The 26,454-nt window shown below is 58.8% G+C and carries 26 protein-coding genes; 16 read left to right on the plus strand and 10 right to left on the minus strand.

The window, feature by feature from the left end; all coding sequences use genetic code 11:
* Positions 1-32 precede the first annotated feature (32 nt).
* From BJ917_RS04685 to BJ917_RS04705, 5 genes are all read left to right on the plus strand, one after another.
* On the plus strand, positions 33-1,661 hold the full coding sequence (locus tag BJ917_RS04685) for a methyl-accepting chemotaxis protein (RefSeq protein WP_096510601.1): 1,629 nt from the start codon (positions 33-35) through the stop codon (positions 1,659-1,661).
* A gap of 32 nt (positions 1,662-1,693) precedes the next feature.
* The gene (locus BJ917_RS04690) at positions 1,694-2,365 is read left to right on the plus strand and encodes a TetR/AcrR family transcriptional regulator (protein WP_121103096.1); all 672 of its coding nucleotides are present in this window, start codon (positions 1,694-1,696) and stop codon (positions 2,363-2,365) included.
* Between the two features lie 161 nt (positions 2,366-2,526).
* Positions 2,527-3,471 carry a chromate resistance protein ChrB domain-containing protein gene (locus tag BJ917_RS04695; protein WP_121102271.1) on the plus strand — a complete coding sequence of 315 codons (945 nt, stop codon included), beginning with the start codon at positions 2,527-2,529 and terminating at the stop codon, positions 3,469-3,471.
* On the plus strand, positions 3,464-4,822 hold the full coding sequence (gene chrA / locus BJ917_RS04700; RefSeq protein ID WP_096510599.1) for a chromate efflux transporter: 1,359 nt from the start codon (positions 3,464-3,466) through the stop codon (positions 4,820-4,822). The genes BJ917_RS04695 and chrA overlap by 8 nt, the downstream gene beginning before the upstream one ends.
* A gap of 166 nt (positions 4,823-4,988) precedes the next feature.
* Positions 4,989-5,567, plus strand: a complete 579-nt coding sequence (locus BJ917_RS04705) for a DUF4337 domain-containing protein (RefSeq protein ID WP_096510598.1) — start codon at positions 4,989-4,991, stop codon at positions 5,565-5,567.
* A 174-nt stretch (positions 5,568-5,741) separates the two neighbouring features.
* On the opposite strand, the gene BJ917_RS04710 is transcribed toward BJ917_RS04705, so the two are convergent.
* Positions 5,742-6,572, minus strand: a complete 831-nt coding sequence (locus BJ917_RS04710; RefSeq protein WP_121102273.1) for a type 1 glutamine amidotransferase domain-containing protein — start codon at positions 6,570-6,572, stop codon at positions 5,742-5,744.
* Positions 6,573-6,769: 197 nt separating this feature from the next.
* Positions 6,770-7,705, minus strand: coding sequence for a LysR substrate-binding domain-containing protein (locus BJ917_RS04715; protein WP_121102275.1), 936 nt, complete (start codon positions 7,703-7,705; stop codon positions 6,770-6,772).
* Between the two features lie 90 nt (positions 7,706-7,795).
* Between BJ917_RS04715 and BJ917_RS04720 the strand changes: the two genes are divergently transcribed.
* Positions 7,796-8,740: a DMT family transporter gene (locus tag BJ917_RS04720; RefSeq protein WP_121102277.1), complete on the plus strand. Its 945-nt coding sequence runs from the start codon at positions 7,796-7,798 to the stop codon at positions 8,738-8,740.
* A gap of 11 nt (positions 8,741-8,751) precedes the next feature.
* Here the strand turns inward: BJ917_RS04720 and BJ917_RS04725 are convergent, their stop codons facing one another.
* Together BJ917_RS04725 and BJ917_RS04730 are read right to left on the minus strand one after the other, a co-directional pair.
* A complete protein-coding gene (locus tag BJ917_RS04725) occupies positions 8,752-9,471 on the minus strand; it encodes a hypothetical protein (protein WP_121102279.1) in 720 nt (239 codons plus the stop codon).
* A gap of 181 nt (positions 9,472-9,652) precedes the next feature.
* Positions 9,653-10,099, minus strand: a complete 447-nt coding sequence (locus BJ917_RS04730) for an Ohr family peroxiredoxin (RefSeq protein ID WP_121102282.1) — start codon at positions 10,097-10,099, stop codon at positions 9,653-9,655.
* 308 nt (positions 10,100-10,407) lie between these two features.
* Between BJ917_RS04730 and BJ917_RS04735 the strand changes: the two genes are divergently transcribed.
* Positions 10,408-11,313 carry an alkaline phosphatase family protein gene (locus BJ917_RS04735; protein ID WP_121102284.1) on the plus strand — a complete coding sequence of 302 codons (906 nt, stop codon included), beginning with the start codon at positions 10,408-10,410 and terminating at the stop codon, positions 11,311-11,313.
* Between the two features lie 85 nt (positions 11,314-11,398).
* Here BJ917_RS04735 and BJ917_RS04740 read toward each other — a convergent pair whose 3' ends face one another.
* On the minus strand, positions 11,399-11,968 hold the full coding sequence (locus BJ917_RS04740; protein ID WP_121102287.1) for a YSC84-related protein: 570 nt from the start codon (positions 11,966-11,968) through the stop codon (positions 11,399-11,401).
* 364 nt (positions 11,969-12,332) lie between these two features.
* Between BJ917_RS04740 and BJ917_RS04745 the strand changes: the two genes are divergently transcribed.
* The 7 genes from BJ917_RS04745 (at position 12,333) to BJ917_RS04775 (ending at position 19,749) form a co-directional block, all read left to right on the plus strand.
* Entirely contained in the window at positions 12,333-13,466 is a 1,134-nt protein-coding gene (locus tag BJ917_RS04745) for an aminotransferase class V-fold PLP-dependent enzyme (protein ID WP_121102289.1), read from the plus strand.
* 89 nt (positions 13,467-13,555) lie between these two features.
* Complete coding sequence (locus BJ917_RS04750) at positions 13,556-14,110, plus strand: YdeI/OmpD-associated family protein (RefSeq protein ID WP_121102291.1); 555 nt, start codon at positions 13,556-13,558, stop codon at positions 14,108-14,110.
* A 414-nt stretch (positions 14,111-14,524) separates the two neighbouring features.
* Positions 14,525-15,376 (plus strand): sugar phosphate isomerase/epimerase, encoded by an 852-nt coding sequence (locus BJ917_RS04755; RefSeq protein ID WP_096510590.1) that lies wholly within the window; start codon positions 14,525-14,527, stop codon positions 15,374-15,376.
* A gap of 14 nt (positions 15,377-15,390) precedes the next feature.
* Complete coding sequence (locus BJ917_RS04760; protein WP_121102293.1) at positions 15,391-16,461, plus strand: isopenicillin N synthase family oxygenase; 1,071 nt, start codon at positions 15,391-15,393, stop codon at positions 16,459-16,461.
* A 46-nt stretch (positions 16,462-16,507) separates the two neighbouring features.
* Positions 16,508-17,302: an ABC transporter substrate-binding protein gene (locus BJ917_RS04765; protein WP_096510588.1), complete on the plus strand. Its 795-nt coding sequence runs from the start codon at positions 16,508-16,510 to the stop codon at positions 17,300-17,302.
* 64 nt (positions 17,303-17,366) lie between these two features.
* The gene (locus tag BJ917_RS04770; protein WP_096510587.1) at positions 17,367-18,914 is read left to right on the plus strand and encodes an amino acid ABC transporter permease/ATP-binding protein; all 1,548 of its coding nucleotides are present in this window, start codon (positions 17,367-17,369) and stop codon (positions 18,912-18,914) included.
* A gap of 46 nt (positions 18,915-18,960) precedes the next feature.
* Positions 18,961-19,749 (plus strand): SDR family oxidoreductase, encoded by a 789-nt coding sequence (locus tag BJ917_RS04775; protein WP_121102295.1) that lies wholly within the window; start codon positions 18,961-18,963, stop codon positions 19,747-19,749.
* A gap of 22 nt (positions 19,750-19,771) precedes the next feature.
* Here BJ917_RS04775 and BJ917_RS04780 read toward each other — a convergent pair whose 3' ends face one another.
* From BJ917_RS04780 to BJ917_RS04790, 3 genes are all read right to left on the minus strand, one after another.
* Positions 19,772-20,113, minus strand: a complete 342-nt coding sequence (locus BJ917_RS04780) for a DUF190 domain-containing protein (RefSeq protein WP_096510585.1) — start codon at positions 20,111-20,113, stop codon at positions 19,772-19,774.
* 70 nt (positions 20,114-20,183) lie between these two features.
* The gene (locus BJ917_RS04785) at positions 20,184-20,681 is read right to left on the minus strand and encodes a GNAT family N-acetyltransferase (RefSeq protein ID WP_121102297.1); all 498 of its coding nucleotides are present in this window, start codon (positions 20,679-20,681) and stop codon (positions 20,184-20,186) included.
* Between the two features lie 34 nt (positions 20,682-20,715).
* Positions 20,716-21,312: a DUF4157 domain-containing protein gene (locus BJ917_RS04790; protein ID WP_121102299.1), complete on the minus strand. Its 597-nt coding sequence runs from the start codon at positions 21,310-21,312 to the stop codon at positions 20,716-20,718.
* 155 nt (positions 21,313-21,467) lie between these two features.
* Between BJ917_RS04790 and BJ917_RS04795 the strand changes: the two genes are divergently transcribed.
* On the plus strand, positions 21,468-21,629 hold the full coding sequence (locus BJ917_RS04795) for a DUF2986 domain-containing protein (RefSeq protein WP_096510582.1): 162 nt from the start codon (positions 21,468-21,470) through the stop codon (positions 21,627-21,629).
* A 13-nt stretch (positions 21,630-21,642) separates the two neighbouring features.
* Here the strand turns inward: BJ917_RS04795 and BJ917_RS04800 are convergent, their stop codons facing one another.
* Positions 21,643-24,573, minus strand: a complete 2,931-nt coding sequence (locus tag BJ917_RS04800; RefSeq protein ID WP_121102301.1) for an EAL domain-containing protein — start codon at positions 24,571-24,573, stop codon at positions 21,643-21,645.
* 198 nt (positions 24,574-24,771) lie between these two features.
* On the opposite strand from BJ917_RS04800, the gene BJ917_RS04805 reads away from it, so the two are divergent.
* The gene (locus BJ917_RS04805) at positions 24,772-25,512 is read left to right on the plus strand and encodes a Mut7-C RNAse domain-containing protein (RefSeq protein ID WP_121102303.1); all 741 of its coding nucleotides are present in this window, start codon (positions 24,772-24,774) and stop codon (positions 25,510-25,512) included.
* Between the two features lie 21 nt (positions 25,513-25,533).
* On the opposite strand, the gene BJ917_RS04810 is transcribed toward BJ917_RS04805, so the two are convergent.
* Positions 25,534-26,424 (minus strand): LysR family transcriptional regulator, encoded by an 891-nt coding sequence (locus tag BJ917_RS04810; protein ID WP_121102304.1) that lies wholly within the window; start codon positions 26,422-26,424, stop codon positions 25,534-25,536.
* Between the last annotated feature and the right edge of the window lie 30 nt (positions 26,425-26,454).

The raw sequence follows: 26,454 nt of genomic DNA on the forward strand, positions 1-26,454 counted from the left end.
CTTCCCCTCTTCCGCCCCTTCTGGAGTTGCCCATGCCCGGCCTGCGCAATATTCCCATCAGCCGTCGCCTCTGGTTGATCCTGCTGACGTCCATCCTGATGCTGCTGATTCTCGCTGGCCTGATGCTCAAACAGAACTATGAGGACCTTTATGCGGCCAAGGCGCTGAAAACCCGTCACGTGGTCGAGACCGCCAGCGGCATCCTGCGCCATTTCCAGAACCTGGAAGGCCAGGGTCTCGATCGTGAGCAGGCGCAACAACAGGCCAGGGCGGTCATACGCGACCTGCGCTATGACCGCGAGGAGTACTTCTGGATCGAAGACCTCGACACACGGATGGTCATGCACCCCAATGCCAAGCTCGAAGGCAAGCGCATGGCCGGCACCCGCGACCCCGACGGCAAGGCACTATTCGACGAGATGGTGGCCGTGGCCATGCGCGACGGTTCCGGCCTGGTGCACTACCGTTGGCCAAGGCCGGGCTCCGAGGCGCCGGTGGAGAAGGTTTCCTACGTCGAACTGTTCAAGCCCTGGGGCTGGATTGTGGGCTCGGGCATCTACGTCGACGACGTGCAAATCGAGTTCCGCCGCCAGCTGATACAGGCCTTCGTCATACTGGTGACGATCTCCCTGCTGCTCAGCGCGCTGATCCTGCTGATCGCCCGCAGCATCGCCTCGCCACTGACGCAGGTGGTCAATGCCATGGAAAACATCGCCAGCGGCGAAGCCGACCTGACCCATCATCTGGACAGCCGCTGGCGCGATGAGCTGACCGCTCTGAGCGGCCACTTCAACGCGTTCACCAGCAAGCTGCGCGCGGTGATCGGCCAGTCCATGCAGACTGCCGGCAATCTGGACAAGGCCTCGCAATCGCTCGGTGAAATTGCCAGCAATAGCCAACGCCACAGCCAGCAGCAGTCGCAGCAGATGGAACTGGTGGCCGCCGCCATTCACGAGGTCTCCTATGCGGTGCAGGAAGTGGCGAAGAACGCCGAGCACGCCGCCAACGAAGTCCGCCAGGCCGATGAGCAAGCCTGCAAGGGCCAGCACAACATCGACAGCAGCCTGCGCCAGATCGATCAATTGTCCGAGACCATCGGCCAAGCCGTCGAAGTGATCCAGAGCCTGGCCCAGGAAAGCACCCAGATCGGCAGTGTGCTGGAAGTCATCCGCGCCATCGCCGAGCAGACCAACCTGTTGGCGCTGAACGCCGCCATCGAGGCGGCGCGCGCTGGCGAACAGGGTCGCGGCTTCGCCGTGGTGGCCGACGAAGTGCGTCTGCTGGCCCAGCGCACCCAGCAATCCACTGCGCAGATTCAGGGCATGATCGAACGCCTGCAGGGCAACTCGGAGGCGGCGGTCAATGTCATCACTGCCAGCAGTCAGGCCGCGCAGCAAACCGTGGAACAGGCGCGCGAAACCGGCGAGAGCCTGCACCAGGTCATCACGGCGCTACGTAACCTCACCGAGCTGAACGCCTCGATCGCCAGTGCCACCCTGGAACAGGCCCATGTGGTCGAAGACATCAACCAGAATGTCACCCGTGCAGCCACGCTGGCCCAAGAGAATGCCCTGGCGGCAGACCGGTCCAACGACGCCAGCCTGGAATTGGGCCAATTGGCGGGCCAGCTCAATCGGCTGTTGGGCCAGTTTCGCGTATGAGAGGGATGAGCAACGATCGGGGTATTGATGCCATGCCGGCCTCCCGGCCAGTCACGCCCCATTGCGTCAGCCCGAAGGCTCTTTTGGCGGCGCCCATCGGACAAGTGCACCACTCGCGCTATCTGGAAACCCGCCACAAGGCACTTGAGCTATTTGCCAGATGCGGTTTCAGCCGGGTCAGCATGCGCGACCTGGCCGATTATCTGGGCATCAAGGTCGGCTCCATTTACAACCACATCGATAGCAAGGAGGCACTGCTGTTCGAACTGATTGAGGAGCTCTACGAACAGTTGCTTCATGGCGCCCGCCTGGTGAACCGTCGCAAATCCACACCCGCCGTACGACTGCGCGGTCTGCTTGAGGCGCACCTCTTGTTGCATGAGAGCATGGGAGCGCATTTTCGCCTGGCGGAGTACGACCTCCATTGTCTGAACAACGAACAGCATGCCTTGATCCTGGACTTGCGCCGGCGCTACGAGGAATACCTGGTGGAAACGATAGAGCAACTCACCGGTACACCGGTGAGCATCACCCGGCGCTCGACCTTGAGCGGCATCGTCTCCCTGCTCAACCAACTGCCGGCCTGGGTGGCAGAGTCCCAGGCAAACAAGGGGGCACGCCGCAAGCTGCTGCATGAAATGGTCATGAGCACCCTTCAGGGTGCGTTGCAGGCGACTCATGCCTCGGGCACGCCTACGGCATGAGGACTGTCTTTTTGACACCGTCCACATCGCTCTGCGCCTATTGACCCTGCTTGCGCCCCCCCTACTCCAAACGGTCTCGCCAAAGTCCTGGCGGGCAGCTTTCCAATCGTAAAGATCAAGCGTAATGTAGTATTTACTACATAATAAATAGCTCACTCTACATGAAAAATTGGCTAACCCTGGTTCTTGGATTACCCACCGCCAATGCCACCGAACGCATGCGAGCCTGGCGTGCTTTGAAAGCGGCGGGTGCGGCAGTTCTGCGTGATGGTGCCTATCTGTTGCCTGATACCGATGCCTGCCGTGAAGCGCTCGCAGCTATCGAGCGCGACATCCTGGCCATCAATGGCACCGCATTAATCCTGCCCGTGGTCGATCCTGATGGTGAGCGTTTTGTCGAGTTGTTCGACCGTAGCGATGACTACTGCAAGCTGCGCGCAGAGATCGAAGAGTGCCGTGGACAACTCAATCCCGAAAACGCATTGGCTATCACGAAACAGGTTCGCAAGCTGCGCAAAGCCTACGAGCAGTTGGCCAGCATCGATTACTTCCCAGGTAAGCCCAAGCAGCAGATTGATTCAGCCTTGCAGGCGTTTGAGATCGCCATCAACAGAGCCTTGTCCCCAGACGAGCCACACAGCCGCAACCAACCCATAGCGGCACTCAACCGTGGTGATTATCAGGGGCGTGTCTGGGCAACCCGCAAGCGTCCTTGGGTTGACCGCCTGGCCTGTGCCTGGCTAATCCGTCGCTTCATAGACCCTGACGCTCAGATCCTCTGGCTGGACTCTCCACAGGACTGTCCGGCCGATGCGCTGGGGTTCGACTTCGATGACGCGGCGTTCAGTCATGTCGGCAACCGCGTGAGCTTCGAAACTTTACAAGCCAGTTTTGAGCTTCAAGCGCCTGGACTGAACCGTATTGCGGCCTTGGTGCATTACCTCGATATCGGAGGCATTCAACCGGTGGAGGCTGCCGGCATCGAGCGTGTGCTCGCAGGGCTACGCGAAACCATTCGCAACGACGACCACTTGCTGGCGGCTGCAAGCGCTATCTTCGATGGCCTGCTCACCGGTTTTGTGAAAGAGGAACAACCCAATGAATAAGGTTGTGGCACCCATGGTTGAAGAAGAGCTGTCGAGGCCGCAAGCCGTCAGTTTGCGTGAGGCATTCTGGTTTTGGCTGAAGCTCGGCTTTATCAGCTTCGGTGGGCCAGCAGGGCAAATTTCGATCATGCACCAGGAACTGGTGGAGCGGCGGCGCTGGATCTCCGAGCGCCGCTTTCTGCATGCCCTCAACTACTGCATGTTGCTGCCTGGGCCGGAGGCCCAGCAGTTGGCGACCTACATCGGCTGGCTGATGCATCGAACCTGGGGTGGCGTGATTGCGGGGGTACTGTTTGTGCTGCCCTCATTGTTCATCCTGATCGCCTTGTCGTGGATGTATATCGCGTTCGGCGAAGTACCCGTGGTGGCCGGGCTCTTCTATGGGATCAAGCCCGCCGTGACAGCCATCGTGGTGCAGGCGGCCCATCGAATCGGCTCTCGGGCTTTGAAAAATAATTGGCTGTGGGCGATAGCGGCGGCGTCATTCACCGCCATCTTCGCGTTCAATGTGCCATTCCCGCTGATTGTGCTGGGGGCCGCATTGATCGGGTATGTCGGCGGACGCCTGGCGCCCGAGAAGTTCAGGGCCGGTGGCCATGGCGCTTCGGAAAAATCCTTCGGCCCGGCCTTGATTGATGATGACACGCCGTCCCCGGCACACGCCCGGTTCGGTTGGTTGAAACTGGCAACACTGGCCCTGATCGGCGCCGCACTGTGGGCGTTGCCCATGGGGATTTTGACCGCCCTCTTTGGTTGGGAAGGCACCTTGACCCAAATGGGCTGGTTCTTTACCAAGGCGGCGTTGCTGACCTTTGGTGGCGCCTACGCTGTGCTGCCGTATGTCTATCAAGGCGCGGTCGGTCACTATGGCTGGCTGACCCCAACTCAGATGATCGACGGCCTGGCGCTGGGCGAAACCACACCTGGGCCACTGATCATGGTGGTGGCCTTCGTCGGTTTTGTCGGGGCCTATGTCTCGCAATTATTCGGGGCTGATCAGGTGTTTCTGGCGGGGGCTGTGGCTGCCTCCCTCGTGACATGGTTCACCTTCCTGCCTTCGTTCCTGTTCATCCTCGCGGGTGGCCCACTGGTGGAGTCGACCCACAACGAACTCAAGTTCACTGCGCCACTGACCGCCATTACCGCCGCAGTGGTGGGCGTGATCCTCAATCTGGCGTGCTTCTTCGGCTATCACGTGCTTTGGCCAAAGGGCTTCAGCGGCAGCCTCGACTGGCCTTCAGCGTTGATCGCGATTGCCGCCGCGACTGCCCTGTTTCGCTTCAAGCGGGGCGTTATCCAGGTGTTGCTGGCCTGTGCGCTCGTGGGCTTGGCAGTGCATCTATTGCGCTAGAGAGCACCCGTTGATCAGCAATCTCTGGCGAGCATTGGGCTCGCCAGATCACGCTGCCTGCGTTTTCAACCAGCCTGGACCCATGGCGGCCAGTCATGTGTGTCTAAAGAATCAGGGGCCATTCATACTGTCCCCCCCACTACTCATTTCTCCAAGATCGACATCCATGCCTGAAGAGTTCGAAGTTCCCAGCCCACACGAGCAACACATTGAGCACACCACCCATCATGCGCATGCACAAGGCGACGGCTTTGCCAGCAAGGTTGCGGTGATGACGGCCATCATGGCGACCGTCGGCGCCCTGATGAGCTACCAGGCCGGCTCAACGGAGAATGAGGCGGCCATGGACAAGAACAACGCCGCCATCCAGAAAACCGAAGCCGCCAACGAGTGGAATTACTACCAGGCAAAGTCCAGCCGGCAGAGCCTGTCGGACCTGGCGAGCCATCTCCCAGGGCTGGATTCGGCCCACTATGCCTCTGAGGCGCGGCGGTACGGCGAACAGAAAGAGGAGGCGCGCAAAAAGGCTGAAGCACTCGAACAAGGGGCGCGCGAGTGGGACGAGAAGTCAGAGCAGGTGCTACATCAGCATCACCGCTGGGCCCAGGCGATGGTGGCGATACAAATAGCCATTTCGCTGGCAGCCATTACCTTGCTGACGCGTAAGGAATGGCTCAAGCGGGTCTCGTTTGGTGCCGCCGGTGTTGGCGTCATGTTGGGTTCGCTGGCCTGGTTGCATATCTAAGCGAGGCGATCAGAAGATCGCCCCTTGAATGTTGGTGCTTGCTTTTGGACGATTGTTGTCGGTCGCGAAGGGGCTGCAACCGACCCGATCGGTCGTTCTCCCTGTCAAGGGCAGGCCAAAGCAGATCGACCCGCAGCACCTACGACCCGGCTTGCCCCGAACGGCCGCCCAGGATTACTTCAGTTTCGCCAGCATGGCCACGGCGACTGCCTTGGCCGACTGTGGGTTCTGGCCGGAAATGACTTCGCGGTCTTCGATCACGTTCTCGCTCCATGGCTTGGCTTCGGAGAAGTCAGCACCGGCTGCCGTGAGGCCATCCTGCGGGAACAGTTTCATATGACCGCCGCCGAGGAAACCTTTGGCCTGCTCCTCTTCCGCGTCGGTGAAGGCGGTGACTTTGTAGCCCTTGTAAATCCAATTGGCTGGCGCTGCCGGCTGTTTGCCCGATTCCAGCGCGGAGACAAAACCGTGCGCGTCCGGGATCGCCGACAACATGGCAATGGTGCCATGGCAGGTGAAGCCGGTGATCTTGCCTTTTTCATGGAAGTTGGTCAGCAATTGGCCCAGTTGCTTGTCCTTCAGCAGATCCTGCATCGGGATATGGCCGCCAGGCACGAATACGGCATCGAACTTGTCGAAGCCGATTTTCTGAACCTGCGCGAAGCTGATTGCCGGCGAGTCGCTCTTCGAGGTCAGCTTCAGCGTGGCCAGCAGCGCGAGACTTTCCTGACGGGCCTTTTCATCGCCGCCCCAGAAGCTCACATCATTGGATTTCTGGTCCGCGGTTGGCGCCTTGCCGCCAGGGGTGGCAAATATGACGGTTTGACCCGCCGCGATGAAGGTCTGCACCGGTTGCATTAGTTCGTTCAGGAAGAAACCTGTTTGCATGACCTTGCCGTCTTTGAGGTCCAGTTGAGCCTGATCCGACAGTACAACCAAGACCGTGCCGGCGTTGGCATAGTTGGCGGCAGCGGCTAGCAAGGCGGCAATAATGGTTTTTTTCACGCGATTCTCCAGTAGGAATGGTTTGATGTAGCCATCTTATTACTAGAGCAGAAGGTGATAGAAACCCTGAATTGAATTTCACTTATTACATTGGGTAATCAATAGTTGGGGCTTACTGTCGCTGAAGTGCTTGGTCTACCGCTGGAATTTTCTCGCCGCAAACTAGCCGACACAGGCCGTCCTGCAACTATGGGGAGTCAGTCGCCCATCGACCCCAGGAGCCACTGCCGAAAAATCTCGGCAGCGGCAGAACGCTTGCGATGCTTGAGCGAGACAAGGAATTCTCCATTGCCTGTCACGCATTCGAAAGACGTCACCCGTTGCAACTCTCCCTTGGCCAGCGCCTCATCCCCCATGAACGTCCACGCCAGGCCGATGCCCATCCCTTGCTGAACGGCGCGATACGCCAACGTCAACTGGTTAAAGACCGGGGCTTTGTCCCTCGCTGCGTAATCAATGCCAAAGTGGCCGAACCATTGATGCCAGTCCAGGCACTGCCAGGCACATGTGTCGATCTGCACCAGGTTGGCCTGCGCCAATTGCTCCAGCGTCTTGATCCCCGCGACATCCAGTGAAGGATGAGCCACCGCATAGACGATTTCCGGCAGCAGGAAATCGCTGTCCAGCGAAGGCCATTCGCCAGAACCGTAGAGAATGCCCACGTCGAAATCATTGAGGCTGGCCTCATCGAATTCGTTGATCGCATGAACGTGCACGGCGATGTCAGGGTACGCCTTGTTGAATTCGATCAGCTTGGGGAACAACCAGAATTGGGCCAGGGCATGGGTCGCCAGGACCGAGACGGCGTTGGACTGATGGACATTACGAATGCGCGTGACGCTTTGGTACATCGTGGTCAGGAGCACGTTGACGGTCATCAGCAACTCATCGCCTGCGCCGGTCAACTTGACACCCCGTGGTTTGCGCTCGAAAAGCGCAACGCCCATGCAGTCCTCAAGCTGGCGCATCTGTTTGCTCACGGCGCTCTGGGTCAGAAACAGTTCGCCCGCTGCCCCCGTGAAGCTGGCGTGTCGTCCCACGGCTTCAAACGTGATCAGGGTCTCCAATGGGGGCAAGGTACGCAGGTAACGGTTGATGAGGATTCTCCGGGGCTGATGACTGTGACGCGACATTCCCGACAGGAATGGGTGGCCAACTATTTATCGCAGGTGGCGCTTATATACCATGGCTAGAATGCCGCTAAACAGCCTGTCAGAGCCGAGATGATGAATAGTGGGATTGTATTTGCGATATTGGCGGGTGCCATCTGGGGTGGGGTGATTCTCGCCCCTTCGCTGCTGCCGGAATTCAATGCCGTGCTGATCAGCAGTGTGCGATTTGCCTTGTACGGGCTGATCTCGCTCCTCGTGGCTCTGCCGATTGCATCCCGCCTGCTCTCACGATTGACGCGCAGCGATGCCTTGATGCTGCTGCGTTTGTCATTGACCGGGAATGTCCTGAACTACGCGCTGTTGGGCGCTTCCGTACAACTGAGCGGGGTGACGGCGGCCGCCCTGATCAACGGCATGATGCCAGTTGCCATTACCTTCCTGGGGCGTGGCGACGCAGGGTCCCTGCCCCTGACAAAGCTCAAGCTGCCCCTGTTGCTGGTATTCCTGGGCATCGTATCGGTCAGCCTGGAACACTCAGGCGCACAGGCGGCCGGCACCTCGGTGTTTTCCCAGATGCTGGGCCTGGCCTGCGGGTTCAGCGGTGTTGTCTGCTGGTCGTGGTACGCCACCCACAATGCCCGTTATCTCAAACAAAGCCATTTCAACAGCAGCGAATGGTCGACACTGTTGGGTATCGTGACGGGCATCGTAGCGGTCGTGTTCGGTTTCGCTGCCTTGATGCTGTTTCCGAACCTGGTACCCGCCCAGGTAGAAAGCAGCCGCTGGATGGCTTTGTTGTGGGTCTGCCTGTTCCTTGCACTTTGTGGTTCGTGGGTGGCCAATGGGCTGTGGAATGCCTGCTCGCGTCGAATGGCCACGTCGTTGAGCGGCCAGATGATCGTATTCGAAACGCTGTTTGCCTGCGTGTACGGTTTTCTGTTCAGCCAGCGGGTGCCTGGCATGATGGAAGTGATCTCGATCGTGTTGTTGGTGGGTGGAGTGGTCTGGGCGGCGAAGCGTCACCGAATGGTACCGGTGAACCATACTGAGCCGTAGCTGCTGTTGGCTTAGCGCAACTCGAAATCGGACAGATCAATCCAGACCAAAGTGCGACTGCGATCCGGTTGCAAGTCAGCACCACGTGGGTGCACCTGCCGGCGACTCGGAAAGCGGGTGCCCTGTACGTCAATGAAGTCATAAACATATTGAGCCGCCGCCAGGCCACCGGACACGTCCACCTGATAGTCGTGGCGTCGCAGCAGGAAATCAGGCCCGAAATAGAAATCCTGAACCACACTGTGGGTGGCGATAGCCGACGGGAACTTTGCGCGCAGAACCCGCCACATCTCACCGTGCTCGTACCAAGGTGCGACCTCTTGTACGGCAACCCCTGGCATGGCAAGCAAGAATGGCGTCGACAGATAGGTCCACAGCGCATAGCCACTGAAATAGGCCCGGTGCAGTGGATCCCAGGGTGTGTCCGCGCCGTGTCCGTCAAACGCTGACCTGGGATTGTCGCGCTGCGCAATGGTCTCGCCCTGGCTGTTGCTGATCACGACCCGGTCCGGAACGAAAGTCATGACAAACCCCGCAGCTCCATAGGGCGTGAGGGTCACCCATTCTTCCTGTGTCTTCGTAGTCATGCTGCGCGGGTTAGCGTCCGTGACAATACCCTTGGTCGCCCAGAACTCACCTCCGGTAACGATTCTGGCACTTACCGTCCCGAAGGCATTCCAGCGCTCAAGGCCGCCATGGGCAACAATCACTCGCTTCAAAAGATCATTCATAACACGACTCCGTTAGTCGGCATGACATAGGCCGGCAGTCCTGCGGCGATTACGGCGACCCACCACCCAGCGGCTCTTGTCGCAGGCGAAAGCGTGGGTCGCTTCAGTAGTCGGACTGGCGTTCGCCACAACCGCTGGCCAGTGCGACCCAGGCTGGACTGGTCACCCATCCGGCAGCTCATCAAGACGTAATAATGGTTTGCTCGAGATAAACGGTTTCGTGCACTGCCTTCGAATAAGGGCACAGCTGATGCGCCGCGTGCACAATGGTTTCGGCGACATTCTGTGCCAGGCCAGGCATGCGGACAGTGAACCGGGCATTGAAGAACCAGCCCGGCCCCGTCTGGCCCAAATCGATCTGGATATCCACGGAATAGTCCGGTGGCAGCTCGACCTCTTTTTGCGCGGCCACGAGCCCCAGCGCAGTGATGTAGCAGGCCGACCAGGCACCTGCAAACAACTGCTCGGCGGTCGGGTGCGGTTCGGCCGCGATTATTTCACGGCTATCACCGCCAGGCGCAGACAGTCTGATGTCGACGACGCCGTAATCGCCACGCTGGGCACTTGGGTCGCGGTTGACAGTGGTGTGGGTCGAACCCGAGTAAATGACTTTTTCGAGCTTGGTCATAACAGTTTCCTCAGTTTTGAGTTCAGATCAGAACAACCTTCTGATGCGTTCGTTGATCATCACACCGACGGCAATCGCAACGTAGCGCTTCACCTACGGGCCAAGAACGCATTTGTAGTTAAGGAAATCTATGTATCGTGCGTGTATCGCGTGAAGGCTGATTTTGTCGGAACACGTATCTCTACTGCGGACTGATACAGTGCAATACAAAGATCGATTTGGTTTGTCCCGCGCTATCTACTTGGTAGCAATGCATCAAGGGGCAATGTTGATATGCCCTCGCCAGATTTCATTGGAGATATTTAGCATTGGCCTTCAACACCCGGAATTTCACTCTGTCCTCGGGACTCAAGCTGTTGCTGACGCTATGCGCGATAAGCCTGCTTGGCTGTTCACGTAGCGAGGAGACAGGGCAATGTCATGCGGCGCCGCTAGCGCCTGTTCGACAGGTGGTCATCATCGGCATCGACGGCCTGCGTACCGACGCGGTCAGCCCGGCACTGACCCCCTTCCTGTCCCGGTTGGCCGAGTCCAGGGGTTTGGCTTGGGGGAAGGTCGATGTCAGCAACGGCCGCACCCAACAGACTTATTCCGCGCCTGGTTGGATCAGTGTGCTCACCGCCAGTTGGGCAAGCGCACATGGCGTTGTCGATAACGACAGCCCGGGCCCCGTCAAAAGCCAAACCGTGTTTGAGCGTCTGCAAACCGGCAAGGCCGATAGCCGCAGCCTTCTCATTACCTCCTGGAAGCCGCTGTACGATTTGGTCGAGGGGCGTTTGCGGGGTTTGCCGGGGTTACACCATGCGGCGTTTTTGCGCAAAAACGATACAGCGGTCGAACAGGAAGTATTGACCACCTGGCGTACATGCCAGCCCGATCTGGCCTTCATTCATCTCGATGCAGTAGACGACGCGGGCCATCACGGTGCTTTCGATCCGTCTGATCCGGGCTACGCGGCGGCCGTGCGAGAAACAGATGCCCGCATTCGTCGCCTCTGGGAGAAGGCATTTGCATCCCCCTCCCCCCAGGGTGCAACGCCTCAGCGCCTGGTCGTTTTTGTCAGCGATCACGGGGGCATGGGCAATAAGCACGGCCGCTATTCAGAAGCTGAACGCTGGGCGCCACTGCTGGCCATATCGCCATCGGGCTATCCTGCAGTGAAGATCAGCGAGTTGGTTGATATTGGTCAGGCTGCGCTGGATTTCGTCCAGTGAGGGTTGGAGAATTGGCCCAGCCATCCCCGGCGTTCTGCCGAACCAACACCCTCCCGAAAATCAGCTCGGTGCATAGCCGACAGTCTCAGCGACTGAGCTTGCTAATCTTTGAACCCTGCAATCCCACCCCAGCCATTAAGCCCTTTTGATCAAAAATGAACGCATAGATATCAGACTGAATCGTTGAAGTAGTCAGCGACTTGGCCGCGCCTGCATCTTCGACCACGATGCTTGGGCCCACGCCGACCTCAAACCCATTGCCAGTTTTCAGATCTTGCAGCGCAGAATCACTCATGAAGAACATCGCGTACCCAAACCTCTGAACGCCTGCCTGAAGGCCGTATGAGGCTGCTGTAGTCGAGTAGTACCCCGTGACTTTGCCGTTCTCGATCAATTCGCCTTCGCCATGGTGAGCGCCGGCGATGAACCCCGCTTTCACCACATCCGGAAAAACGAGGATACCCTTGGCTTTCTGCGCGAGGGCGCGCGATTTCGGTGTACTGGTGTACAAACTCTGTAACGCCGCTTTCGCTTCCTGGTCCATCGCAGCGTCCGCAGCCTTTGTGCCAGAGGCGGAAGTTGATTGATCCATTTGGCAGCCCGCAGTGATTGCGAGGATTGAAATCATTGCCATCATTCGAAGGTATTTGATCATGAGAAATACTCCGTTTCTGCACCTGCCGTTGAGGAGCCTGAGTGGTGACAGTCGCTGCGGATCAAAGACTGACGGGGTTGACCTTTATTGCGTCGCCACTCACAGACAATAGACTTTAATCCTGATACGTGATTGGTCAAATGCTATGCAGATGTTCGCAGCAACCAAGCCTGTAGGAGCGAGCTTGCTCGCGATGAACTCGACAACGCCAAGGGGCATCAGGACTCCCGCATTATCGTTGACGACCATCGCGAGCAAGCTCGCTCCTACTCAGAAGTCGCCATTCAATCCCGAGCATTCTTGTCATTTGCCAAGGCTTAGGGCAGGGTCGATACCACTGACATCTCTGCCAAAGGAGTCACCCATGTCAAAGCTATATCCCGGTATCGATCCCGAGGGGCTGGTCGAGTACTCGGTGGTCTATACGGACCGCTCGCTCAACCACATGTCACAGTCCTTTCAAGGCGTGATGAAGAACATTTCCAGGACCCTGAAACAGGTCTACAACGCCCAGGCTGTTGCGGTGGTCCCGGGCAGCGGCACATTCGGCATGGAAGCGGTGGCGCGACAGTTTGCCACCGGCCAGCAATGCCTGGTGATACGCAACGGCTGGTTCAGTTATCGCTGGAGCCAGATCCTTGAGATGGGCAACATCCCGGCGGCCACCACGGTGCTGAAAGCCCGACCGGTCGACACGGGTCGCCAGGCTGCCTACACCCCACCCCCTCTGGACGAAGTGCTGGCAGCGATTGCGGCTTCGAGGCCGCAGATTGTCTTCGCCCCCCATGTTGAAACCTCATCCGGGATTATCCTGCCCGACGAGTACCTGCGGGCCGTCGGCGACGCCGTGCATGCGGTGGGTGGCCTGTTCGTGCTGGACTGCATCGCCTCGGGCACGATTTGGGTTGATATGCAGAAGTGCGCAGTCGACCTGCTGATCAGCGCACCGCAGAAAGGCTGGAGCGCCTCCCCTTGCTGCGCCCTGGTGATGTTCAGCTCGTTGGCCCTCGAGCGCATCGAGAAGACGCAGAGCAGCAGCTTTGCCTGCGACCTGAAAAAGTGGCTTCAGATCATGCAGGCCTACGAGCAGGGTGGACATGCCTACCATGCGACCATGCCCAGCGATTCCCTCGCGCGATTTAACGAAGTGATGAAAGAGACGCAAGCCTACGGTTTCGACAAGGTCCGCGACGCACAACAGGCTCTGGGCGATCGGGTGCGCGCAATGTTGACCGGCAAAGGCATCAAAAGCGTGGCCGCAGCCGGCTTTCAGGCCCCTGGCGTCGTGGTGAGCTACACCGATGATGCCGATATCAAGAGCGGCAAGAAATTTGCCGACCACGGCCTGCAGATCGCCGCCGGAGTGCCGTTGCAATGCGACGAGCCGGCCGACTTCCAGACCTTCCGCATCGGTCTGTTCGGACTCGAAAAGCTGCACAATATCGAACGCACGGTCAGCACCCTCGAGCAGGCACTGGAGGAGGTGATGGTTAACTAAGCGCTCATCCTGGCGTCATCACTGTCGCATTCAAACGCGACAGTGATGTCGCCAGAAAGTCGTTAGACGTATGAGTTGCAGGAGTAGCAATGACAACAATCGATGTGAAATCCCGATTCGAAGCAAAGCTTCTTCGTCCGGCAAAGCCCGGTAAGGATACGTCATGGGCGTTCGCAGTCCTGCCGAGAGACGCGAGTGAACCGCTTCCGCGGCGAGGAAGGACGACAGTTGAAGGCACAATCAATGGGCACCCTTTCCAGGCAACCCTTGAGCCCGATGGTCAGTTGAGCCATTGGCTGAAGGTCAGTAGCGAGTTACTCGACGCCGCCGGTGTGGCCGTTGGGGATATCGTCACGCTCGAGCTAACCCCTGTGAAGAAGGAGCCCGAGCCTGACATCCCGGCGGATTTTGAGGCAGCACTGGCAGCCACTCCCGAGGCTCGTAAAGTCTGGAACAATACAACGACCATCGCGCGAGTCGACTGGATCCACTGGATTACTTCAGCCAAGCAACTCAAGACGCGCGAAAAGCGAATTGGTGATGCCTGCGATATGCTTGCAACCGGCAAGAAGCAGGTTTGCTGTTTCGACCAGTCCGGCTATTACAGTAAGGCCTTCCGTGCGCCCGAGGCGGAAAATTTTTAAATGGAACATTCCGTTGAATACGCCTGACAATGCGTTCCCCTCCAAAACGGCCCCCTCAGCAATCCAGTGTCGCTTGGGACTCTTCAAAATGATGCCGTAACACTGGCACCTCCTGCTAATACCCAACGTAGACACGTACTCGCCCTTAAAATCCCGCCTTGCAAGCTGAATAAATAGCTAGCTATTTGTTAATGAAAGTCTGAAGTATTCATTTGAACTTTCAGATTCTTTCGCCGCGCAACCTGTGATTAACATCGGTTCCACAGCGAACCCGCTTCGGTATTGCTCAGTGGGATCAGATGGCGCAGAAATCCGGATCCAGAGTCCCTTGCCGCCGCTGACCATTGATCGCTTGTCAGCTGGGTGCCGTCGACGTGCTTTTGCAGTAGGCCCTGGGATTTTTGAGGATCACCGATGAAGCTGGAAATTTTTCGCACGCTGTGGGGTTACACCGCCAGCAAGGCTCAGGCGCTCGAGGAGTTGCTGCAAGCGGGCTTTGATGGCATGGAGGCACGCCTGCCACTGGACGCCCGCGAGCGGGCTGAATTCGGTGCCTTTCTCAAGGCCAACCGCCTGGGCTATATCAGCACCGTCTTCACCGCCTACGACGTGCTGCCGGAGCAGTCGGCAACACCTGCCGTCCATCTCGATGACCTCGACCGCAAACTTGCCTGGGCCACCGAACTCGGTCCACGTTTCGTCAACGTGCTGGCGGGCAATGACCGCTGGTCCTTGCCGCAGCAAGTGGAGTTTTTTGGCCAGGCGCTGGATCTGGCGCGCAAGCACGGCCAGGTCTGCAGTTTCGAAACCCATCGCTCGCGTTCGCTGTTCAACCCCTGGGTGACCCTGGAATTGATCCGGCAACTGCCCGATCTGTTGTTCACCAGTGACATCAGCCATTGGGTCGTGACCTGCGAGCGTCTGTTGAATGACCCGGCCGATGACCTGAGCGCTTTCGTCGAACGGGTTCACCATATCCAGGCCCGTGTCGGTTACGACCAGGGGCCGCAGGTTCCGCACCCGGCGGCACCTGAATATGCCAAAGAACTGGCTTTCCACCAGCAGCACTGGGAAAGCATCTGGCGCTCGCAGCAAGCCCGCGGTTACCAGGTCAGCACCCTGACCCCGGAATTCGGCGCCGACGGCTACCTGCATCATTTGCCCTTCACCAATGTCCCGGTCGCCGACCTGTGGTCATTGAACGTGTGGATGGGCCAGACCGAGCGCGAACACTTCGAGCGTTTCCACCACTCACGCCATCCTTAAGGAGCCGATGCGTCATGCCAGACAATAAAAATAACAGCGTCAGCACTGACCCACACAAAGCCAACTTCAACAGCATTCCGGTAGTCAACATCGCCGGCCTGTTCAGCTTTGAACTGGAACACCGCCTGGCCGTGGCCGAACAATTGGGGCGCGCCGCCAGCGAGGTCGGGTTCCTCTACATCACCGATCACGGTATCGACCCGCAACTGATCGCGAACTTGCGCAAGGCGGCCAAGGACTTTTTCGACCAGCCCTTCGACACCAAGATGCGGCACTACATCGGCACCTCGCAAACCCACAAGGGCTTTGTACCCGAAGGCGAAGAGGTCTATTCCAAAGGCAAGCCGGACCACAAGGAAGCCTTCGACGTCGGCTTCGAAGTCCCGGCCGATGACCCGCTGGTGCTGGCCAACACCCCCTTGCTGGGCCCCAACGACTGGCCGCAGCTGGCAGGTTTCAAGGCGTCGGTGCAGGCCTACTATGAAGCGATCTTCGCCTTGGGCCGGCGCCTGTTCGGCGGTTTCGCCCTGACCCTGGGCCTGGACGAAAACTATTTCGACAGCCTGGTCACCCGTCCGCCGTCCAAGCTGCGCCTGATCCATTACCCCTACGACGGTGCGGCCCATGACGCACCGGGTCTTGGCGCCCATACTGATTACGAGTGCTTCACCATCCTGCTGGCCGACAAACCAGGTCTTGAGGTGATGAACAACCTTGGCCAATGGATCGATGCACCACCGATTGCCGATGCCTTTGTGGTCAACATCGGCGACATGCTGGAAGTGATGACTGCCGGCGCATTCGTTGCCACTGCGCACCGGGTGCGCAGCGTGAAGGAGGAGCGTTATTCCTTCCCGCTGTTTTATGCCTGCGATTATCACACCCAGATCAAACCGCTGCCCGGGTTCGCCCAGACAGGCAACGACTACGAAGAAATCACGATCGGCGAACACATGTATGGCCAGGCGTTGCAGACTTATCAGTATCTGCGCCAGAGAGTGGCCAACGGGGACGTTCAACTGCCAGGCAAGGCACGCAAGCCCGCCAGTTTCGGACATTTGAAAAATCAGGCTCAACCATCCTGATTGAAGTTTTCAGCTACACCCTTACCTACGCCGGAGTCAGTAAATAATGAAAAACAATAAAAAAAACCTGTTGAGCTTGGCTGTATTGGCAGCCGGCATGCTCGCTGCTTCGGCAAGCATGGCCGCGGCAGGCACGTTCAAGGTCGGCATGGAAATCACCTACCCGCCTTTCGAGTCCTATGACAAGGACAAGAACGTGGTGGGTTCGGACCCCGAACTGGCAACAGCACTGGCCAAGCACATGAACGCCAAGGTGGAGTTCGTCGACACCAAGTTCCCAAGCCTGATCCTGGGCCTGAACTCCGGCAAGTACGACGCGGTCATTTCCGGCATGTACATCACGCCGGAGCGCCAGACCCAGGCCCAGACCATCGCTTATGCCAACACCGGCGCCGCCGTCATGGTGCCTCAGGGCAGCGAGATCAATGCAAAAAAACCTGAAGACCTGTGCGGCTTGAAACTGGGCCTGGAACAGGGCACGACCTGGGTCAAGGAATTCCGCAAGCTGTCCGATGAATACTGCGTGCCGAACAACAAAGGCGCCATCACCGTCAGTGAGTACCCTTCGGCCCCCGAAGTGACCCAGGCCCTGTTGTCCAAGAACATCCAGGCCCAGGTAGAAATCGCCGGTGCCGCAAAAATGATCGCGGAAAAGACCAATGGCCGGGTGGTAATCACTACCGAGCACCCGATTTATCAGCAAACCCTGGGCATTTTCGTCAAGAAAGGTAACGACGAAACCTTCCAGGCCGTGCAGAAGGCCTTCGAGGAGGCGAAAAAGAGCGGTGAATACGCCGCTATCCTTAAGAAATATGGCCTGGAAGAGCCGACCGCCCACTAAGAACCTGCCCTTGTAGTCTGGTCATCTGCCGCCCCTGCAACGGTGCGGCAGATGGAGGTGCCCTATGCAATTCGATTGGTCGTACTTTCTCTCGCTGTTCTCCCTGCCAGACTTCTGGCACGCCTGCGTCACGGTGATCCAGCTCAGTGCCCTGGCCTGGTTCATCGGCATGCTGCTGGGTTTTGTCCTGGCCACGGCCAAGCTGTCCCACTCGCCCTTTCTGCGCATTCCCGCAGCGGTCTACATCTGGTTCTTCCGCAGCATCCCATTGCTGGTGCTGGTGGTCTTCGTCTACAACTTGCCGCAATTGTTTCCCGGTAGCGGACCGATTCTGTCCAACCCCTTCTACTCCGGCTTGCTGGCCCTGGTGGTCACCGAAGCGGCGTACATGGCGGAAATCCATCGTGGCGGCCTGATCTCCGTGGCCAAGGGCCAGAAGGAAGCCGCGCGCGCGCTGGGTGTCGGCCTGTTCGGCATGCAACGTTTGATCATCATCCCCCAGGCTTTCCGTATTTCGCTGCCCACCCTGATCAATGAATACATCACGGTGGTCAAGCTGACTTCGCTGGTCTCGGTCATCTCCCTGACCGAGATCCTCACGGTCGGCCAGCGCCTCTATGCCACCAACTTCCTGGTGATGGAAACCCTGGCGGCGGTAGGCGTCTACTACGTGTTGATCGTCACCGTGTTCGGCTTTTTCCTGCAGCGTCTGGAGCGTTATCTGGACCTGAACTTCCGCAAGCCGCATACACTCGACGCGGCCACCATCGCCAAATTCAAGGCCAGCGCCGAAGCCTTGCCCGACAATGCGCGCAAAGCCGCGGGCATTAACACGACGCCCATCCTGCAACTCAAGAACATCCAGAAGAGCTATGGCACGCACAAGGTGCTGCTGGGCATCGACCTGAATGTCGAATACGGCCAGGTGGTCTCGATCATCGGGCCATCCGGCTCCGGCAAAACCTCGCTGATCCGTACGGTCAATGGCCTGGAAAGCATCGATACGGGCAACATTCTGTTGTTCGGCGAAAAGTTCATCGAAGCGTCGGACAAACCCGACAGCGCCCGCCTGCGCAAAGGCGTGCGGCACATCGGCATGGTGTTCCAGAACTTCAACCTGTTCCCGCACCGCACCATTCTCGACAACGTCACGCTGGCGCCGCGCTACCATGGCCAGCCTGGCGAACTGAGTGAACACCGCGCCTACGCGCTGCTGGACAAGGTCGGCCTGCTGGCCCATGCCCACAAGTACCCGCACCAGCTCTCCGGTGGCCAGCAACAGCGCGTGGCGATTGCCCGGGCCCTGGCGATGGAGCCGCAGGTCATGCTGTTCGACGAGCCGACCTCGGCCCTCGATCCGGAACTGGTCAACGACGTGCTCAACGTGATCCGCGACCTGGCCAAGGAAGGCATGACCATGCTGATCGTGACCCACGAAATGGACTTTGCCATGTCGATTTCCGACAGGGTCGTGTTCATGGAGAACGGTAATATCCAACTGGATGCTGCACCTGAAACCATACTGTGCGAGGCCGAAGGCGAGCGAGTGCGGCGCTTCATGGGCATCGCTGCCCGATCGCCAAACCTGTCGGCAACGGTGGATCACGCATGAATAGGCAACCCCTTTCTTTGAGCTTCGATCTTTCAGGAAAACACGCATGAATCTTGGAATAGCAGGACGCTGGGCGCTGGTGTGCGCCGCCAGCAAAGGCCTGGGTAAAGCCTGCGCACAGGCACTGGTCAGCGAAGGCGTGAACGTGGTGATTACCGCACGGGGCGAACAGACGCTGAATGAAACGGCCCGTCAGCTCAGGGCGATCAATCCTCAAGTGACGGTCATTGCCGTGGCCGGCGACATTTCGACGCCCGAGGGTCGGGCGGCAGCGCTCGAGGCCCACGAGCATTTCGATATTCTGATCAACAATGCCGGCGGCCCTCCTCCCGGGGATTTCCGCGAATGGAACCGTGATGCCTGGCTCAAGGCGCTGGACGCCAACATGCTCACCCCGATCGAGTTGATCAAGGCAACGGTTGACGGGATGGCGGCACGCGGATTTGGCCGAATCGTCAACATCACGTCGAGTGCCGTGAAGTCCCCTATCGAAAGCCTGGGTCTGTCCAATGGCGCGCGCAGTGGCCTGACCGGGTTTATCGCAGGGCTTGCCCGGCAGGACAGCATTGCCAGTCGCAATGTGACGATCAACAACCTGCAACCGGGCTCATTCGACACCGATCGACTGCGTGACAACCTGGTCGCGGCCGCCGAAGAGTCGGGGCTGGACAGTGAGGCCTTTCTCAGCGAATGCCGTCACGAAATACCGGCCAAACGCTTCGGCTCACCCGAGGAGTTCGGGGCGCTTTGCGCCTTCGTTTGCAGCAGCCATGCGGGCTACCTGACCGGGCAGAACCTGTTGATCGATGGCGGGGCCGTTCGTTCCAGTCAATAACATCAAGCCGCCTCCTCAGTCATCAAGGCTGATGAGGCGGACCGCCGGCGAGCTTGCCGATGACACCGAACTCAACCGCTGTCTTTGTGTAAAACAAGGCGATCTCTTCGCCCTCAAGTCGCTCGAACAGCCGAATGGATTCTTCTTCGGTCAATACCAGGCGAACCTCGGTTGGCTGATCGGCCAGCTCAAAAAAATGCGCGGAATGCAGTTTCCCGGAATGCCCGAAGCCTTCGATTCCGGTTGCCAGGGTGGCTCCGCGCAATCCCATTTCCTTGGCCAGATCAACCAGCCAGTCACCGAGCATTTTTCCGTGATGACGACGGTTCTGCTGGGTGAAGAAAATCACCAGAAAACCTTTCATGACTGATCACCTCTATAGCGTGTGGCTTGACCGTCAAATTTCCCGATCCGGAGTGGGATATTCGACCTGATTATCGCACCTCCAGCACCTTGCGCATGAACACCCGGGAGAAGCCATTTTCAGTGGCTCGGTGGGTTTCCTGGTAGCCCAGTTTTTTATAGATCTCAATGTTCTCGATCATCAGCTCATGGGTGTAGAGCCGAACCGCTTCGCATCCGGAGCGCAGTGCATGGCGCTCACAGAACGCCATCAATTTTTTTCCGAAGCCTTGGCCTTTGTAGCGAGGCGACACCGCGACATTGATCAGGAGCAGTTCCGTGTGCTCCCGGCTCATCACCAGTACCCCCACAATTTCAGCCCCTTCCGTCAGCACGAACGTATCGGTATCAACCAGTACCTGCCGATAATCCTCCAGCATGGGCGCCGGTTTTCTGCCGATCCTGGAGATGTAGGGCGTGTAGGCTTCGGTGACCAGCAAGGCGATGCATTCGGCATCTTCCTGTCGAGCCCGGCGGATAGTCTGCAATGCGAATCTCCCAGACAAACAGTGAGTGTGGCAGCCAGGCATGAGGCGGGTTGAATCCGCAGGCCCAGGCGGCCCTTCAATGAGTCCCTTGCCGCACCGATCGTCTGACCTCGGCTTGTATGTCATAAGCCGGTGACTCCACGGCATTGAAATCCTGAGTGTACCGCTGGGCAAAGCCTTCGACTCCCCACCCCTGAAACTGCTGCACATGCTTGAGCTCGTGAGCCCAGAGCGCGATGTCCTGCTCTGCGGTTTGAGTGTCCCGGAAGAGGATGATATCGATCAGCGTCACCGCACCGACATCGGGGTTTTGCAGCATGGCCGTGGCGGCGCTTAACTGGCCGTTGTCGCTGACTTTGTAGCGCGCGGCATCGAGGACGCCGGGGTCGTACCAATGCAACAGTTGCTCGCGGATGTGCGGTGGAATGGGTTGGAGGTCGGTAGTGGCGGCTTCAGCGCGGGCCTGGGTCAGCCACAGCGCCAGGGCCGGCGCCGCGATCTGGTGGATGTCATCAGGCAGGGGGCCCAGCAGCGGTCCCAGGTCCGGCAGGCAGATGCAGCTGTCCAGGCACACTTGTTTCTGGCCAGCCGGGCAGGTGCTGTTCTGGGCCGGCACTTCAAGCGTCAGGCAAAGAACAAACAGCGCCACCAGGCGCGCGGTGATGGCCGGCATTGGGCCCTCCAGGGACGCCAGCAGCGCAAGCAGTGGGTCACACTTGATGCAGCGCGGGCGCTTGAATCAATCAGTTCCCGGCAAAAAGCGGACAGGGAACCGGTTTAATATTCAAGCTGATATCATTCAAGAATTTACAGGCCGAGCAGAAAAACATGAATCGTCGCAAAAAAATAAACCAGTTGCTAAAGGCTAATGCCAAAAAGGCCAGTGCCAAACTGGCACCGAAAAGCAAGCCTAAATACATTTGTAAAGCTGACCGATTGAAACTGGCTGCCGAATCCAGTCTCGACTCGATCATCACCCCTGAGAGCTGATCCATTCAGCTTTCTACAAATCCGGTTGTACAGGTATTCCGAGACCCTGGCGATCCACCAGCGAACTCGCCAGCAAGGCCTCCAACCCCATGGGCTTGGCAAAATAGTAACCCTGAGCCTGCCCTGCGCCCATTTCGCGCAGCAAATCCAGCGTCGCTTCATCCTCGACACCTTCGGCGACCACACTCAGGTCCAGTGATTCGGCCATCCGCACAATCGCCCGGACGATTGCGCGACTGCGGGGACTGGTGGTCAGTTCAAGGATGAACGACTTGTCGATCTTCAAGCCGCTGAAGCGGTATTGATGCACATAGCTCAGGGATGAAAACCCCGCGCCAAAGTCATCGAGCACCACCGACATGCCCTTGTCGGCCAATTGCTGCATGGTCTGCCGGGCAATCGCCGGTTCGGCGACCAGCGCGCCTTCGGTCAACTCCAGGCAAATCCTTGACGGCGAGACACCGTGTCGCGCCAACAGTGCAAACACATCGCTGGCGAAATCCGGGCGCGTCATGCTGTAGCTGGAACAATTGACGTGCACCGCAGGCCAGTGGGCGTGCCGGGGCTGTGCGAGGATCGCTGCGATGCTGTTGAGCATGTACAGGTCCAGCCGACCGATCAGGCGCAAACCCTCGACATCCGGCAAAAACTCGCCCGGCGCGATCACCCGGCCGCCAGGCGGGTGCCAGCGGATCAGCGCTTCCAGGGCCAACAGCTCGCCGCTTTCGACGCTGACAATCGGCTGGAAATACGGCAGCAGTTCGTCGGTCCGCTTGAGCGCGTTGCGCAAGGCCCCTTCCCGCTCGACCTGGTCCGAGACTTCACGGCGCACTTCCTGGTTGAACACCGCGTAGCTGTCGCGCCCGGCAGACTTGACCCGGTACATCGCCGCATCGGCATCGCGCAGCAAGTCAGCCGGCTCGAGATGGAACTGAGTGTCGGCGCTGACGATGCCGATACTGCAAGACGAAAAGACTTCATGGCCATTGATTAAAAACGGCAGGTCAAACGCCACCAGGATCCGTTCGGCGATATCGATCACGACGTCCAGCGGCGCCTCGGGAGCGAGCACTGAAAACTCATCGCCCCCCAGGCGCGCCAGCATGTCGGTTTCGCGCAGGCAACCGCGCAGACGGTGGGCGGCCTGCATCAACAGCAGGTCGCCGAAATGGTGGCCGAGGCTGTCGTTGACCATCTTGAAACGGTCGAGGTCGATGAACATCACCGCCAGATGCCCGCCTTCACTGCCGAACTGCGACCAGGCCTGATTGAGGCGCTGTTGCAGGTAGGTGCGGTTTGGTAGCCCGGTCAGTGCATCGTGGGAGTTTTCGTGTTGCAACTTGGCATTGGCGTGATCGAGCTCGCGGGTACGGCTCTGCACCCGGGCTTCGAGCTTGAGGTTGGCGGCATGGATCGCTTCGGCGGCGGTACGTCGCGACAACGCGGTGTCGATGTGCCGCGATACGAACGTCAGCAGTTCCTGGTCACGCAGGGTATAGCGCACCTGCGAGGTATAGCTTTGCACCGCCAGCACCCCGCGTACCACATCACCATCGAACAGGGGGATGCCCAGCCAGGAATAGGATCGGTAGTACTCATCGGCGATTTCGATTTCACCGTGCGTCGTCAGTCGCTCCGCTTCGCCGACGTCAATCAGGCAGGGACGACGCTGACGGATAACGTACTCGGTCAAACCCCGGCGCCCACGTCGCGCCGCCGGGCAGGTGGTCTGCCGCTCATCGACGTAGTACGGAAAGGTCACCTCACCGGTCGCGTCGTCGAATAGCGCAATGTAGAAGTTCTGCGCGAACAGCAAATCACCGACGATGCCATGCAGGGTTTGGAATAACTCCGCCATGTCGCCCGGCTGGCTCGACAGCTCGGCAATCTGGAACAGCGCACTCTGCAGATGTTCGGCGCGCTCCCGGTCTGCCACTTCCTGCCTCAATGCGTCGTTGAGTGCCGAAAGTTCCAGGGTGCGGCGCATCACCGTCTCTTCCAGGTCAGCCCGGTGCAGAAGCCGGTCCAGCGCCATGGCCACGTGGCGGGCCACCACCAGAAACAACGCGCGATCTTCGGCGCTGTAGGTACGAGAAACGTCGTAGACCTGCATCGCCAGCATGCCAAACACTTCATCCGAGGCATTTTTCAACGGCGCGCCCATCCAGAACTCGGGGCGATCACCGATGCAATAGAAACGGCCCTCGGCCTGGGCCGCGAGAATGCCGGCGGCGTCGATCAGCAACGGCTGGCCACTGGTCAACACCTGGCCGGTCAAGGACAGGTGCGACGGGTCAAGGTATTCGTAGTTCTCCGACTCCAGGGCATCGACGTCGATGATGTCGACGTAATACGGGTAGTCAATCTTGCCACTGTGCGGGTCATACAGTGCGAGATAGAAGTTCTCGGCGTCGATCAGGCTGGCGAGCAGTTTGTGGACCCCCACCAGAAACACTGACCGGTCGCGGGTCGAACTGGCCAGGTAGGTGATTTCATACAGCACACGCTGGGTAAACTGCGCACGGGCCAGAGTATTGGTCTGCACCTCGATGCCCAGGCGCCGGGCAAACTCGGCGAGCGCCGGCTGCGCCGCATCGTTGACGGGCGCGAGCAGCCAACCCAGTACACTTTCACCTCTGCCGGTCGGCCAGCGGTGCAAGCGCCGGGTCAGGCAAAAGGCTTCGAATTCTTCATTGGCAACGCTGGACGGCCACTGCACCCGTGGGTCGCCCTGCCCGACCAAGTGCATTTGCTCACCGGCGCGATAAACCACCCACGACGTGGTGTGCGCCCAGCGGCGTGCCGAGTCCAGCAATTGCTCGATCGCGTCCTGATTGCCAGCGTAGGCCATATTGACCGTATCCAGGTTCCCTTTTGGTTGAGATGCGACAACGTCGCAATCGTTCGATTGCCGCGGGAAGTCGGTCAATGGACGAAAACTCATCAGCGCTCCCTGAGCCAAGAATTGGCGATACTCATTTCCAATTACTAGCAATATGCCAGCGATCTTTCCGTGTAAAGGTTATAGCTGTTTTTTTCAATGGTTTTGTTTTGGTTGTGCGGTGCCGATCGCATTCATACCTGCCGGAGTCGATCTCCAGACCGGACTCGCACATCCCGAAGCCCTGCCATACTGTTAAGCATGACTCGTGCAACCTTCCGCTTCTACGAGGAGCTCAACGATTTCCTGCCGGCCGACCGGCGGCGGCAGTCCTTCACCTGCGAGTGCGCGCAAGGGGCGACGGTCAAGCACATGATCGAGGCGCTCGGGGTGCCGCACACGGAGGTCGAACTGGTGCTGCTCAACGGCGAGTCGGCGGGTTTCGAGCGGGTGATCTTCGACGGTGACCGGCTGGCGGTGTACCCCAAGTTCGAATCACTGGACATCAGCCCGCTGCTCAAGGTTCGCACGCAACCTCTGCGGGTACTGCGCTTCGTCGCGGATGCGCACCTTGGCGGGCTGGCCAGCCTGTTGCGCATGAGCGGCTTCGACACCCTCTACGACAATGGCTTCGAAGATGGCGAGATCGCCGAGATCGCCGCGCAGCAAGGACGCATCGTGCTGACCCGCGACCGCGAACTGCTCAAGCGGCGGATCATCAGCCACGGCTGTTACGTGCATGCCCTGAAACCGTCGCTGCAACTGCGCGAAATCTACGAGCGCCTCGACCTGGCGCGCAGCGCGCGACCCTTCAGCCTGTGCCTTCATTGCAACCTGCCGCTGCACGAGATCAGCCCGGAACTGGCCCGCCCGCAGGTACCGCCACGGGTTGCCGACCTCTATTCGCAGTTCCTGCGCTGTGACGGCTGCCAACGGATTTACTGGGAGGGTTCGCACTGGCGCGGCATGTGTGCATTGCTGGCGCCTTTATTGGATCGATAGTCGAGTGCATTGATATCCGGATCACGCCTTTGGGCCAAACGCAGACTTTGCAAAATCCATGAAGCTACGAAGCTTGGGCGTCAGCCGACGGTCAGGCGCATATAACAGGTTCATCGGGGAGACCGGTACTTTGTACTGCGGCAGAAGATTCACCAATGTTCCACTTCTCAGCGCGTCCTTGACCAACTCTGACGGCAACAACACCACTCCCAGTCCCGCCACGGCTGCGGCGAGCAACGGATCGCCCTGATTAATCGTCAATCTGCTTTTAATCGGCACATCGATACAGCCCTGCGGCCCTTCGAGGCTGATGTGCGACCGCCCGTCCGAATAGGCAAAGGCCAGGCATTCGTGCTCCTGCAGGTCCCAAGGTGTGGTGATGGGAGGCCGACGTGCCAGATAGGATGGCGCAGCACACAGCACCAACTGATACGGCATCAGCGGCAGCGCTTTCAAACCGCTGTCCCCAAGATCGCCTATTCGAAACACAACGTCGTAGCCGCCATCGACCAGATCAACGAGTTCGTTCGACAAGGTCAAATCCACGGACACCTGCGGATACCTGACCATGTATTCCAGCAAGCGGGGTGACAAGGTACTCACGCCAAATGTGACCGGGGCATTGATTCTGAGCCGGCCGCTGGGTACGCCCCGGGTCACGGCGGCCATTTCCTCGGCGGCTTCCATGTCGGCAAGAATCATCTTTGCCCGCTGATAGAACGTACGGCCAAAATCGGTGAGGCTTTGCTTGCGGGTCGTTCGATGGAGCAGAGACACGCCCAAATGCTGCTCTAGCATTTTTATCTGCTTACCTATCAGTTGCGGGGACAGATTGAGCTCGTTCGCTACCGCGCTGAAGGAGCCCAACTCCACCGCCTTGACGAATGTGGCCATCAACGTGAGGCGATCCATTGGAAACTCTTTGTTTCTAGTGTTGCGCCA

The sequence above is a fragment of the Pseudomonas sp. WPR_5_2 genome (genome assembly GCF_003634475.1).
GTDB lineage: Bacteria > Pseudomonadota > Gammaproteobacteria > Pseudomonadales > Pseudomonadaceae > Aquipseudomonas > Aquipseudomonas izuensis.